Source organism: Nocardiopsis sinuspersici, assembly GCF_001998325.1.
Classification (GTDB): Bacteria; Actinomycetota; Actinomycetes; order Streptosporangiales; family Streptosporangiaceae; genus Nocardiopsis; species Nocardiopsis sinuspersici.
Window position 1 is genome coordinate 5,953,333 of the sequence record NZ_MCOK01000001.1, and the last position, 13,543, is coordinate 5,966,875.

At 70.9% G+C, this 13,543-nt stretch carries 7 protein-coding genes; 4 read left to right on the forward strand and 3 right to left on the reverse strand.

All coding sequences use genetic code 11. The features are described 5' to 3' along the window. Positions 1 to 1,515, forward strand: a complete 1,515-nt coding sequence (locus NOSIN_RS25910) for a sensor histidine kinase (protein WP_077693779.1) — start codon at positions 1 to 3, stop codon at positions 1,513 to 1,515. A gap of 314 nt (positions 1,516 to 1,829) precedes the next feature. Here the strand turns inward: NOSIN_RS25910 and NOSIN_RS25915 are convergent, their stop codons facing one another. After that, positions 1,830 to 3,536 carry a S1C family serine protease gene (locus tag NOSIN_RS25915; RefSeq protein WP_077693231.1) on the reverse strand — a complete coding sequence of 569 codons (1,707 nt, stop codon included), beginning with the start codon at positions 3,534 to 3,536 and terminating at the stop codon, positions 1,830 to 1,832. 239 nt (positions 3,537 to 3,775) lie between these two features. Here NOSIN_RS25915 and NOSIN_RS25920 point away from each other — a divergent pair, with 239 nt between their 5' ends. Then, positions 3,776 to 4,381: a response regulator transcription factor gene (locus NOSIN_RS25920; protein WP_077693232.1), complete on the forward strand. Its 606-nt coding sequence runs from the start codon at positions 3,776 to 3,778 to the stop codon at positions 4,379 to 4,381. Positions 4,382 to 4,490: 109 nt separating this feature from the next. On the opposite strand, the gene NOSIN_RS25925 is transcribed toward NOSIN_RS25920, so the two are convergent. Next, complete coding sequence (locus NOSIN_RS25925; RefSeq protein ID WP_077693233.1) at positions 4,491 to 6,659, reverse strand: SpoIIE family protein phosphatase; 2,169 nt, start codon at positions 6,657 to 6,659, stop codon at positions 4,491 to 4,493. 472 nt (positions 6,660 to 7,131) lie between these two features. Here NOSIN_RS25925 and NOSIN_RS25930 point away from each other — a divergent pair, with 472 nt between their 5' ends. Further along, a complete protein-coding gene (locus tag NOSIN_RS25930; RefSeq protein ID WP_077693234.1) occupies positions 7,132 to 11,556 on the forward strand; it encodes a HAMP domain-containing protein in 4,425 nt (1,474 codons plus the stop codon). A 6-nt stretch (positions 11,557 to 11,562) separates the two neighbouring features. Then, the gene (locus NOSIN_RS25935) at positions 11,563 to 12,201 is read left to right on the forward strand and encodes a response regulator (protein WP_077693235.1); all 639 of its coding nucleotides are present in this window, start codon (positions 11,563 to 11,565) and stop codon (positions 12,199 to 12,201) included. Between the two features lie 159 nt (positions 12,202 to 12,360). Here the strand turns inward: NOSIN_RS25935 and NOSIN_RS25940 are convergent, their stop codons facing one another. Then, positions 12,361 to 13,530, reverse strand: coding sequence for a GAF domain-containing protein (locus NOSIN_RS25940; protein ID WP_077693236.1), 1,170 nt, complete (start codon positions 13,528 to 13,530; stop codon positions 12,361 to 12,363). Between the last annotated feature and the right edge of the window lie 13 nt (positions 13,531 to 13,543).

Below are 13,543 nucleotides of genomic sequence, written 5' to 3' on the forward strand. Positions count from 1 at the left end.
GTGTATCCCGGCCACACCGGCCCGTCCGGTCCCGCCGATCCGTCCGGTCGCGGCACCGGTCCGTGGTGGCGGCGCACGCTGGTGCGTCCGAGCGACTGGCGGCTGGGCACCCGTTTCGCGGCGATCTTCGCGCTGGTCGCCGCCGTCGTCATCACCCTGGTCGGCACCCTCGCCTACACCACCGCCGCCGCGCTCATCCGCGCCGACGGCGAGAGCGAGTTCGAGAACACCGTCGCCGACCTGTCCGACGAACTCGTCAGCCTCCACGACCAGGGAGGCGCCCCCTCCGGGTCCGGGCCGCTCCTGTCCGGCTACAACCTCCAACTACAGTTCCTCGGCCCCGACGGCAGCAGGACGGTCACCGTCACCGACCCGTCCGAGGTCATCCTCTTCGAGCCCTCGGAACGGGACCTGGAGATCGCGGCGGAGGACGAGCCCGGGGTCGTCGAGATGCGCGAGCAGACCATCGACGGCCAGCAGTACCGGCTGGCCACGGTCTCGATCGGCGACGGGGCCGGGGCCCTCCAGCTCCTACAGGCGCTCTCACCCACCGAACTGATGCTGGACCGGCTCGCCACCCAGATCCTGTGGGTGGGCCTGTTCGTCGCCCTGTGCGCGGCCGCCGTGGGCTGGCTGGTGGGACACCGCACCACCGGCCGTCTGGTGCGCCTCACCGAAGCCGCCGAGTACGTCAGCTCCACCGGCCGGCTCGATCCGGTCGACCCCGGCCGCAGCAGGGAGGGCAGGGAAGGCCTGGAGGAGGCCGGGCGGGACGAGGTCGGCCGCCTCAGCAGCGCGTTCAACGCCATGCTCGCCCGCCTGGCCCGTTCCAAGGACGATCAGCGCCGCCTCGTCCAGGACGCGGCACACGAGCTCCGCACCCCGTTGACCAGCCTGTACACCAACGTGCAGGTGCTCGGCAGGGTGGACCGGCTCAACCCGGAGGCGCGCGAAAGCCTCATCGAGGACCTGCGCGGCGAGACCCGCGAGCTGACCGCCCTCGTCAACGAGCTGGTCGGCCTGGCCACCGGTGACCACGAGGACGAGCCGATGAGCGCCGTCCCCCTGGCCGAGGTCGCGGAGAGGGTCGCCAAGCGCACCCGCCGCCGCACCGGCCGGGACATCGTCGTGGACGCCGACGACAGCGTCGTGTGGGGCCGTCCCGGATCCCTGGAGCGCGCGGTCGCCAACCCGGTCGAGAACTCCGCCAAGTTCGACCCCGAGGGCACCGCGCCCATCGAGATCCGGGTGCGCGGCGGGGCCGTGGAGGTCATGGACCGGGGACCCGGCATCGACCCGGCCGAGCTCGACCACGTCTTCGAACGCTTCTACCGCGCCACCGTCGCCCGCGGCCTGCCCGGCTCCGGGCTCGGGCTGTCCATGGTCAAGGAGATCGCGCAGACCCACGGCGGCCGGGTCTTCGCCCGCAACCGTGAGGGCGGCGGCGCCGTCATCGGCTTCCAGCTGCCCCTGTTCGCGCCAAGGGGCGAGGAGGGGCCGACGGGCACGGGGTGAGCCCCGGGCGGCGACGGTACACGGAGGAAGAAGGGGCGGCCCCGGACCCGAAGGTCCGGAGCCGCCCCGGGGGAGAGAGGACCGGCTGTCCGGCCCCCTAGGGCATGTATGGCGGATACTCACCCTGCTGCGCGACGCCCCAGCGGCACCCTCGCCGCGTTCTCATCAGTCAACAGCCAAACCAGGATGCTTCCTTCTTCGGCCTTGCGAGGCCACCACCGGATACGCCCGCCCGTCTCCCTCCCACCGCCCTCAATGGTCGCGCTTCGCGCGCAGCGCTCTCCAAATGACGGGCGGCACCCACCACACACGCCCTAGTTCCCGGTCTCGTTCTGGGCCGCCTCGGTGCTCTGCTGCCCGAGCGTCACGGTGACCTCCTCCTCGGAACCGCTGCCGCCGGGCAGGACCCCGAGCGTGATCTCCTCGCCGGGCTGGCGGGTCCGGATCTGCGCGATCAGCTCGTCCGGCGTGGACACCTTCTCGCCGTCCACGGACACCACCACGTCACCGGCCTTGACGCCGGCCTCGTCGGCGGCGCCGCCGCTGGTCACGTCCACGATCTCGGCGCCGCCCACACGCGAGTTGGTGATGGTCGCCTCGATGGCCGGGTAGCTCGCGGTGCCGTCCTCGATGAGCTGCTCCGCGATCGGGCGCACCTGGTTGATCGGGATGGCGAAGCCCAGGCCCACCGAGCCGCTCTCCTGCGAGATGCTCGCGATCGCGGTGTTGATGCCGATCACCTCGCCGCTCATGTTCACCAGCGGGCCGCCCGAGTTGCCGGGGTTGATCGCCGCGTCCGTCTGGATCGCGCTGATCACCGTGGAGGTCTGCCCGTTGGCGCTCTCGATCGTTCCGGTGTTCACCGGCCGGTTCAGCGCGCTGACGATACCCGTGGTCACCGTGCCCGACAGGCCCAGCGGGGAGCCGATCGCGACCACCTTGGCGCCCACCCCGACCTTCTCGGAGTCGCCGAGCTCGGCCTGCTGGAGGTCGTTGCGGCCCTTCGCCTTGATCACCGCGATGTCGGAGACGGGGTCCGAACCCACGATCTCGGCGGTCGCGGAGGTCCCGTCGTTGAACCGCACCTCCATCGGACCGTCCTGGGCGGCCTCCGCCACGTGCGCGTTGGTCAGGATCTGGCCGTCGGAGGAGATGACCACACCGCTGCCGCCGCCGCTGGGCGTCTGGATGGACACCACGCTCGGCAGGACGGCGTCGGCGACCTCGCCGACGGCACCCTCGGTCTGTGTGCCCTCGGGCTCCTCGCTGAGCGAGCTGGTCGGCCCGCCCAGGCCGCCGGGGAACAGGTAGGCGGTGCCCAGGGCCGTCGCCGGTCCCACGATCAGGCTCGTGATCAGGGCGGTGATCGCGGCGATGGCGATGATGCCGAGGGGGCCGCGCTTCTTCTTGGGCCTGTCCGCCTCGCCGTGCGGCGGACCGCCGAACGGCGGCTGGCCGCCGTACCCGCCGTGGCCGCCCGTCCCGAACGCGCCGCCGCCGTAGGGGGGCTGCCCCTGGTAGTGCTCGCCGGGAGCGCCCGGTCCGTGGGGGCCGCTCTGCCCCGGAGGCGTGTGGCCGCCGTGCTGCGCCGCGAACTGGCCGGTCTGGCCGGCCTGACCGTACTGGCCGTGCTGACCGTACTGGCCGCCGGGCCCGTGCGGCGGGAAGGTGTAGGAGGCCCGCTCGGGGTCGTTGGGGCCGGTGGCCCACCGTGGCGGGTGCTCGGGAGGCGAGAAGCCGGGGCCGGCTCCCGAGGCGGTCTCCTCCGGGCGAAGGCCCCGCTGCTCCCCGGACCGCTGGAAGTCCTGCTGTTCCTCGGACCGCGGGGACTCGGGCTCGCCCACGGGCTGCTCGGCTCCCGCGTCCTCGGGTTCCCCGCCGGGGGCCGGGGCCCCACCGCCGGTGGAGGTGTACTCCTCATGCGGGTTGGAGGCCACCGGCTGGTCGGCGGGCCCGGCGGGATGCTGGCTCCCGGCCGCCGTCCCGGGCTCGGTACCTGCACTCGGTTCGTTGGCGTTCAACGCATCCTCCGACTGGCGGGATGATGTTCAGTGACGGGATCCATCATGTGGCGCATGGGTTAGAACAGGGTGAGAGCCCGATATACCAGGGTTTCGAGTTCTCTTTGCGCAGTATTGGCCGAGCCCGGGCGCCATCGGTCCGTTCCGTCGGCGCGGGCTGCCGTAAGCACTGTATGCACTGCAATGTCCGAAACGATACCGTGCTGAATCCCGAGCGAGACACCGGAGAAGAGCCGACCTTGATCAAGATCGTCCTGGCTGATGACGAACACCTGGTCCGAGGTGCCATAGCCGCCCTCCTCGGCTTGGAGGAGGACCTGGAGATCGTCGCCGAGGTCGGGCGTGGCGACGAGGTGGTCGACGCCGTCCTGCGGCACGGTGCCGCCGTCGCGGTCCTGGACATCGAGATGCCCGGCGCCACCGGCCTGGAGGTCGCGGCCCGGCTCAGGAGGAGCGCTCCCGACTGCGGCGTGGTCATTCTCACCAGCTTCGGCCGTCCCGGCTACCTGCGGCGCGCCCTCTCCGCCGGCGCTCGCGGCTTCCTGGCCAAGGACGCCCCCGTCGACCAGCTCGCCGGTGCCGTCCGCCGCGTCCACGAGGGAGGCCGCTACATCGACACCGACCTCGCCGCCGCGGCCATGGCCGGCGGCGAGAGCCCTCTCACCGACCGTGAGACCGAGGTGCTGCGCGCCGCCTCCGACGGCGCCACCGTGGCCCGGATCGCGGCCACCCTCCACCTGACCGAGGGCACCGTGCGCAACTACCTCTCCAACGCCATCGGCAAGACCGGATCCGACAACCGCATGTCCGCCATCCGCACGGCCCAGGACATGGGCTGGCTCTGAGCCGACCGCGGAGGTCCCGAGCAGGGAGGGTCCGGGCGCCGGGGGTTCCCGCCTCACAGGCACCCGGACACGGGACGAGGCGGAGCGGAGCCCCGGAGGCGAGCACCGCCTAGAGGAAGCGCAGCACCAGCATCGCGGTGTCGTCGCTGCGCCCGCCCGGAGCGTACTCCTCCAGCTCCCGGTCGATACGGCTGATCACCGCCTGGGCGGTCAGCCCGGCGCAGCCCGAGAAGATCTCCGTCAGTCCCTCGTCGCCGAGCATGTCGCTGTTGTTGCGCCGCTCGGTCACGCCGTCGGTCACCGCCAGCATCACCTCGCCCGGGCGGATGTCCACGTTCTCGGTCGTGAACCCCACGTCCTCGAACGCGCCCAGCAGCGGCTGTGACGCCCCGAACGACTTCACCTCGCCCTTCTGGTTCAGCCGCATCGGCAGCGGGTGACCGGCGGAGACCATCCGCAGCCGCATCCCGCCACCGCCGTCCGTGGCCGGGGTCATCTCCCCGTACAGCATCGTCAGGAACCGGGTGGAGGTGTTCTCGTCCAGGATCGCCATGTTCAGCCGCTGCATGATGTGCGAGGGAGTGAACCCCTCCTTGGCCAGCGCCCGCAGCGTGTGCCGTGCCAGACCGGTCACGGCCGCCGCCTCCGGGCCCGTCCCGCACACGTCGCCGATCGCGAAGCACCACCGCCCGCTCGCCGCGAACACGTCGTAGAAGTCCCCGCCGACCACGTTCCGCTCGTCCGCCGGACGGTAGAACACCGCGTGGTCCACGTTCGGGATCACCGGCTCCTTCTCCTTCGCGGGAAGGAGGCTGCGCTGTAGGGCGTCGCTCATCGCGGACTGCTTCTCGTGCAGCCGCGCGTTCTCCATCGCCGAGGCCACCCGGCGGCTCAGGTCGTCGGCGACGTCGACCTCGTCGCGGGTGAAGTCGTCGGACTCGTTCTTGCCGACCGTCATCCGGCCCAGCGCGCGCCCGTGGGCCACCAGCGGGATGCTGATCGCCGGACCGCTCGCCAGCTCCCGGATCAGCTGTTCGTCCAGGCCCTCCTTGGCCAGCTCGGCCGGGGACCACAGCGGCTGCGGCTCCCGCTGCTCGTGCGGCGGCAGCCCCGTCAGCAGCGCCCGCAGGATGTCGTTGTAGTTCTCGTCGCTGTGCACCACGTGCATCAGCTGGGACGCGCCCATCTCGTTGATGGTCTCGATGGCGCACCACCGCCCCAGCCGGGAGGTGATCAGCTGCGCCGCCAGGGCACCGGTCATCCGCTCGTCCAGGGTGCCCGCCAACAGGTCGCTGGCCTCGGCCAGGAAGCTCAGCGACGCGCGCCTGCTCAGCTCCACCTCCGCCAGGCGTGCGCGCTCCACCGGCAGCGCGATCAGGTCCGCGCCCTCCTGGAGCCGCCTGGCCGCCGCCGGCCCGAAGTGCCGGGCCCGCTTGGAGGCCACCCCCAGCAGGCCGGTGACCCGTCCGTCCACGATCAGCGGCGCCGTCACCAGCGAGCGCATCCCCGCACGCAGCAGTCGCCCTCGACCGGTGCGGGCGATCATCAGGTCGTCGTTGATCACCGCGTTCGGCTCCGGCGCCGCGGACGGGAAGATCTCCTCGGTGCGCACCCGCAGCGACCGCCACGGGGCACCGCCCGGGGTCAGCCCGACCGCGGAGCGCACCTCCCACATGGTCTCGTCGGACGTGGCCAGGGTGATGTAGGCCGCGTCCCCGCCCAGCACCGTGGTCGCGTACTCCACGGTGCGCTCCAGCAGTTGCGGCAGCCTCAGCCGCGAGCCCAGGGCGGAGTCCAGCGCCGACCACGGCGCGGGACGCGTGGGGCGGGCGGGGCTCTTACGCACCGGAGGTGACTCCAGTGACGGGTGCTCCTCGGTGGTGTCCTCGATCCGGAACCACACGGCCTTGTCGTTGCGCCCGTAGCTCACGCCCCAACTGGACGCGATCGCCGACGCCAGGGCCAGCCCCAGACCGCCGCCGCGTCCGTTGTCCCGGGACGCCGAGGCCTCCACCGACAGCGGCCCCGCCTGCGGTACGGCCCGCTCGGGCACGGAGTCGGTCACCATCACCTCCGTCGACCCCTCGCCCCGGCGCACGGTCACGTCCAGGGGCGACCTCGCGTGGATGACGGCGTTGGTCACCAGTTCGCTGACCAGCAGGATCACATCGTCGGAGGGGTCGGGCACACCCCACGACAGGAGGGTGTCGTGAACGAACTCGCGGGCCGCCGCCGCGGTCTCCGGGGCGGGAGGGAACTCTCGTCGAGCGACCTTCAACGCGTCTTGTGCTGGCAAGCCGTCGGTGTCCTTCGTCACTGGGTGCGTACGTGGGGGTGGTGGTCAGTGCCACGATACGCGTGCCGTGGCGAGCGGTGCCGCCCGAAGCCTCATCCGCAAATCCGGGCGGCCGGGAGCGGCGACGGAGGGACGGCGGGGGAACGGCGGTCGGAGCGCACGGTCCGGAGCGCCCGGATCGGGGCCGCCGCGGGGAGACAACCTCGGGAACCCACCTGTGCAGGTCGGCTCGGCCGGTTAGTGTAAGTCACCGACACATCCGCTTCTTTCGGGTGGTACCTCGCACGGGTAGCGTGACGGGGTGTCACCAGGGTACGCGGTGCTGCCGCGTGCCCCCTGTCCTGTGCGCGCCGTCCACGGGTCCGCCCGCCGCCCCCAGCGGCGGCCGACCCGGCCCGGACGGGTGGCCGGAGGGGAATGTCGAGGTGGCAGATCAGGCTGAGGAGGGGGTTCGATGCCCGAGGCGGTCAAGGAACTGGCGGCCGACGACCAGCTCGACGAGATTCTGCGTGCCCTGTACCGCATGCGCGACGGCGACTTCAGTGTCCGCCTCCGCAAGCGCGGCGGCGGCACCATGAGGGAGATCGCCTCCGTCTTCAACGAGGTGGTCGACCACAGCGAGCAGCTCAGCGACGAGCTCCAGCGCGTCGGTGACGTCGTACGCAACGAGGGAAGGCTCAACGAGCGCGTCAACGTCAACCCCTCCCGTGGCGCCTGGGGCGAGAGCGCTCAGGCGCTCAACGTCCTGCTCGACGAGGTCGCCGAACCCGTGACCGACGTCGCCCGGGTCCTGGACTCGGTCGCCGAGGGACAGCTCAGCCGCCGTGCCTCCACCGACGGCCGCCGCGGAGAGCTCAAGGGCGACCTGCTGCGCCTGGCCACCACCGTCAACCGGATGGCCGACCAGATGAGCGGCTTCACCGAGGAGGTCACCCGGGTGGCCCGCGAGGTGGGCACCGAGGGCAAGCTCGGCGGCACCGCTCAGGTCGTGGGCGTCTCCGGCGCCTGGCGCGAGGTCACCGAGTCGGTCAACCAGATGTCCTCCCGCCTCACCGACCAGATGCGCGACATCTCCGAGGTGACCACGGCCGTGGCCCGGGGCGACCTGAGCCGCAAGATCACGGTCGACGTGCAGGGCGAGATGCTCGACCTGAAGGACACCGTCAACACGATGGTGGACCAGCTGTCCACCTTCGCCGACGAGGTCACGCGTGTGGCCCGCGAGGTGGGTACCGAGGGCAAGCTGGGCGGCCGCGCCAACGTGCGCGGCGTGCGGGGCATCTGGAAGGACCTCACCGAGAACGTCAACTCCATGGCGGACAACCTCACCAACCAGGTGCGCGACATCTCCCAGGTGACGACCGCCGTGGCCCGTGGCGACCTGACCCAGAAGGTCCAGGTCGACGTGCAGGGCGAGATGCTCGCCCTCAAGAACACCGTGAACACCATGGTCGACCAGCTCGACTCCTTCGCCGACGAGGTCACGCGTGTGGCCCGTGAGGTCGGCACCGAGGGCAAGCTGGGCGGTCGCGCCAACGTCAAGGGCGTGTCGGGCATCTGGAAGGACCTGACCGACAACGTCAACTCCATGGCCAACAGCCTCACCTACCAGGTCCGCAACATCTCCCAGGTGACGACGGCGGTCGCCACCGGTGACCTCACCAAGAAGATCACCGTGGACGCCCAGGGCGAGATGCTCGACCTGAAGGACACCATCAACAAGATGGTGGACCAGCTCGACTCCTTCGCCGGGGAGGTGACCCGTGTGGCGCGCGAGGTGGGCACCGAGGGCAAGCTGGCCGGCCAGGCCCACGTGCGCGACGTGTCCGGGGTCTGGAAGGACCTGACCGACAACGTCAACTCCATGGCCAACAACCTGACCTACCAGGTGCGCCAGATCTCCATGGTCACGCGCGCGGTGGCCGCGGGCGACCTGACCAAGAAGGTCACGGTCAACGCCAAGGGCGAGATCCTGGAGCTGAAGGACACCATCAACGTCATGGTGGACCAGTTGTCCGCCTTCGCCGACGAGGTCACGCGTGTGGCCCGTGAGGTCGGTACGGAGGGCAAGCTGGGCGGCCGCGCCGACGTCAAGGGCGTCTCCGGTATCTGGAACGACCTCACCGAGAACGTCAACTCGATGTCGCACAACCTCACCACCCAGGTGCGCAACATCTCCGAGGTCACGACCGCCGTCGCCGCGGGCGACCTCACCAAGAAGATCGACGTCAACGCCCAGGGCGAGATCCTGGAGCTCAAGACGACGGTCAACACGATGGTGGACCAGCTCTCGGCGTTCGCCACGGAGGTGACCCGTGTGGCCCACGAGGTGGGCAGCCAGGGCCAGCTGGGCGGACAGGCCAAGGTCGAGGGCGTCTCGGGCACGTGGAAGCAGCTCACCGACAGCGTGAACGGCCTGGCGGGCAACCTCACCACACAGGTGCGGGCGATCGCCGAGGTCGCCAACGCCGTCGCCAAGGGCGACCTGACCCGCAACATCCAGGTCGACGCCCGCGGTGAGATGGAACAGCTCAAGGACAACATCAACCTGATGGTGTCCAACCTGCGCGAGACCACCGCCACCCAGCGCGACGCCGACTGGCTCAAGTCCAACGTGGCCCGTATCTCCGGGCACATCCAGGGCCACCGCGACCTCAAGGAGCTGGCCCGCCTCATCATGACCGAGGTGACGCCGCTCATAGGCGCACAGCACGGCGCCTGCTACCTGCCCGAGGACCAGGACGACCAGGAGAACTTCCTGTTCTACGCGGGCTTCGGCTTCGACCCCGGGGAGGAGCGGCGCCGCGTCCGCAAGGGCGTCGGCCTGGTCGGCGAGGCCCTGGCACAGCAGGTGGAGCAGCAGGTCGGCAACATCCCGGCGGGCTACGTCAAGGTCGAGTCGGGCCTGGGCGAGGCCTCGCCGCGCAACCTGTACATCCTGCCGATCGTCTCCGAGGAGCGCTCGCTGGGCGCCATCGAGTTCGCCTCCTACGACGACTTCCGCGAGATCCACAAGAACTTCCTGCGCCAGCTGGTGGCCCTGCTCGGCACCACGATCAACACCATCCTGGCCAACAACCGCACCGAGGACCTGCTCGAACAGTCCCAGCAGCTCACCAGCCAACTCAGGGAGCGGTCCAACGAGCTCCAGCGCCAGCAGGAGGAGCTGCGCGGCAAGAACGCCGAACTCCGCCAGAAGGCGACCCAGCTCGCCAACCAGAACAGGGCGATCGAGCTCCAGAACCAGCAGATCCAGCGCTCCAGGAACGCCCTGGAGGAGCGCGCCCACCAGCTCCAGGTCTCCTCCAAGTACAAGTCGGAGTTCCTGGCGAACATGTCGCACGAGCTGCGCACGCCGCTCAACAGCCTGCTGATCCTGGCCCGCCTGCTCGCCGACAACGCCGAGCAGAACCTGTCCCCGAAGCAGGTCGAGTTCGCCCAGACCATCCACAAGGCGGGCAGCGACCTGCTGCTGCTCATCGACGAGATCCTCGACCTGTCCAAGGTGGAGGCCGGGCGCGCCGAGGTGCAGCCCAGCGAGGTCTCCATCGCCCAGTTGGTCGACTACGTCGAGGCCACCTTCCGCCCGGTCACCGGTGAGCAGGGGCTGGCCTTCGCGGTGGACGTGTCGCCGGACATCCCCGGCACGCTGTGGACCGACGAGCAGCGGCTCCAGCAGATACTGCGCAACCTGCTCTCCAACGCGGTCAAGTTCACCCCGCAGGGCGAGGTCCGGCTGATCATCGAGCCCGCGTGGGCTCTGGAGGACACCGACCTGGAGATGTTCGTGGAGAACGAGGAGGTCATCGCCTTCACCGTCGCCGACACCGGCATAGGGATCGCCGAGGACAAGCTCCAGGTCATCTTCGAGGCCTTCCACCAGGGCGACGGCGGCACCTCCCGGCGTTTCGGCGGGACCGGTCTCGGCCTGTCCATCAGCCGTAACTTCGCCCGCCTGCTGGGCGGCGAGATCCGCGTGCAGAGCGTGGCCAACCAGGGTTCCACCTTCACGCTGCTGCTGCCGGTGCGCCTGCCCGAGGACGCCGTGGAGCGGGCCGAGGACGCCGCCTCCCTGGGCGGTGTGGACTCGGTGCCGATGATCGACTCCGGACGCGGCACGGACACAGACGGCTCCGCGCTCGGCGACGACTTCTCCATGCCGGACGAGGACTTCGACGCCGCCGTGGCCGCACTCACCGACATCACCAACGAGCCGCTGCCCACGGTGCCGGTGCTCAAGGTGCCCGAGACCTCCGCGGGCGCGTCCGGGAACGGGGAGCCCAAGGAGGCCGCCGAGGGCGAGCCGCGCACCGACCCCGAGCGCCAGGCGATCCTGAGCGGCCAGCGCGTGCTCATCGTCGACGACGACGTGCGCAACGTCTTCGCGCTCACCAGCGCTCTGGAGGCGCAGGGCCTGGAGGTCCTCTACGCTGACAACGGGCACACCGGGATCTCCATGCTGGAGGCCAACGAGGACATCTCACTCGTCCTGATGGACGTGATGATGCCCGAGCTGGACGGCAACCAGACCACCCAGCGGATCCGGGAGATGCCGCAGTTCGCCGACCTGCCGATCATCTCCCTCACCGCCAAGGCGATGCAGGGGGACCGGGAGCGCAGCCTCGCGGCGGGGGCCACGGACTACGTGACCAAACCGGTCGACCTGGACCACCTGCTCGACGTCATGCGGCGCTGGCTCACCGCCGACAGGGAGGAGACCATCGCCGGTGCCGCGGCCGACGAGACCGGAAACGGCCGGGCCAATGCGCCGGGGGCGACGCCGGACAGGCACAATGGCGCGACGGACGAACCCACCGGGGATGACAACGACCAGAACGGGGACACTGGCACCAGCACCCCGAACAAGGACCTGGAGTAACCCGAAGTGACCCAGAAGGCCAACATCCTTCTTGTCGACGACCGCGACGAGAACCTGATAGCGCTGGAGGCCGCACTCACCTCCCTGGACCAGAACCTGGTCAGGGCCAACTCGGGTGAGGAGGCGCTCAAGCACCTTCTGGGCACGGACTTCGCGGTCATCCTGCTCGACGTGGTCATGCCGGGAATGGACGGCTTCGAGACCGCCGCCCACATCAAGCAGCGCGAGAAGACCAAGGACGTGCCGATCATCTTCCTGACGGCCCAGGAGATCGACCGGCACGAGGTCTTCCGCGGCTACGCCTCGCGCGCGGTGGACTTCCTGCTCAAGCCGTTCGACCCCTGGGTGCTGCGCTCCAAGGTCGAGGTGTTCGTGGAGCTGCACCAGCTCAAGGCGCAGATGCGCGAGCAGGCCCGCACCCTCCAGCGGGACCTGGGGCAGGAGACCGGGGAGCCCGGCAAGGCCCTGGCCGAGCAGCTTTCGCAGCGCGCCCGCCAGGTGCAGGCCGACCTGACCCGGCTGCGTGAGCACATCGTGACCAACTACCAGGACGTGGACCAGCCGCTGGTGGACGGCGTGCGCCGCATGGACGGCTCGGTGTCCCGGCTGACCACCCTGGTGGACACCCTGCACGGCCCCCAGTAACAGCTCGGGGGGCTGTGGCTCGTGCGTCGGCGGGGTTCTGGAGGTGCCGGACGTGTGGTCGCGAGGAACGAGCCATCGCACGGGAGGTGCCGAAGGTTCCCGCCTGTAGGGCGCACGGACACGGGGCGAAGCGGAGCGGAGCCCCAAAGAAGACACTGCTCAGGCCGACGGGCGGGGCGGCAGCGCCAGGCCGATGTGCTCGCCGATCTCCTCGATCAGGCCCAGGTCGGCCAGGCGGAAGCTCCCCCGGTTGCTGCGGCGGATCAGGGTGAGCGCGCCGCGCACGCCCCGGCTGCCGAGCAGGGGGACCGACAGCAGCGAGCCAGCGCCGAGCATCGCGAGCAGCGGAGCCCCCGACGCGGTGTGGCCCAGCACGGCGTCGTCCTCGATCAGGGGGAACAGCAGCGACTGGCCGCGGTCCAGCACCTCGCCGGGGATGTCGGAGGCACCGGGCGCCGCCGCGGCCACCGCCTCCCTGTGCTCCGCGGGAGCGTCGGCGGGGCCGGCGACCACGGCGCGCCGGGCCGCGTCGGGGCCGGTGGGCAGGTCGCACACGTCCACGACCACCCAGTCGGCGTAGGAGTCGGCCAGGAGGTCGGCGGCGTCGGCCAGCGCGAGCGGCTTCCCGGCACCCCCCGGCCCGGCCGAGCGCAGCAGCAGCCGCGTCATCCGGGTCAGCACGTCCAGCCTGCGGGCGGCGAGCACCACCACCTGGTCCTCCACCTCCGGCTCCAGCGGGGCGGGCCCCTCCTCCTCGGCGCCGTTCATCGGCGGGGACATCGCCACGAGCACCAGCGGGTTGGGCTCGGTGGGCAGCTCCAGGCGGGTCAGGGTCAGGTGCACGTCCTCGGCCCAGCCGCGCTGTGCCAGCCGCGACTCCAGCGCGGCGCTCCCGTCGCCGCGCAGCACCGCCGCCAGCCAGGACTGCATCGCCGCGCGCTTGCGCAGGTCCACGAAGTGGGCGAAGGGCTTGCCGGTGAGGTAGCCCGGCGCGCTGCCCAGCCGGGCGGCCCCGGCGTTGTTGATCCGCCGGATGTAGCCCTCGTGGTCCAGCAGCACGACGGGGACGCTCAGCTCCTGGAACATCGCACGCAGCAGGGTCCGGTCGCCGTCGTCGCCCCGGCGGCGCGGTTCCGGACCGGCGTGGGCCCGCGCCAGCTGGCCCCCGGCGTCGCCCAGCAGGCGCTCGGCGTACTCCAGTTCGGCCAGGGCGGCCTCCGCGGTGCTCCTGGAGTCGTCGGGATACATGGTGTGCGTGTTGCGCAGGGCGGCGACGCGCTCTCTCAGTGCGTTGGTCTCGCGCTGCAACCCCGCGAGGTTCTCCGACACGCGCAGGTCTCCC

Coding starts and splice junctions, on each gene's coding strand:
- NOSIN_RS25930 (WP_077693234.1), top strand. CDS start 7,132: ATGCCCGAGGCGGTCAAGGAACTGGCGGCCGACGACCAGCTCGACGAG.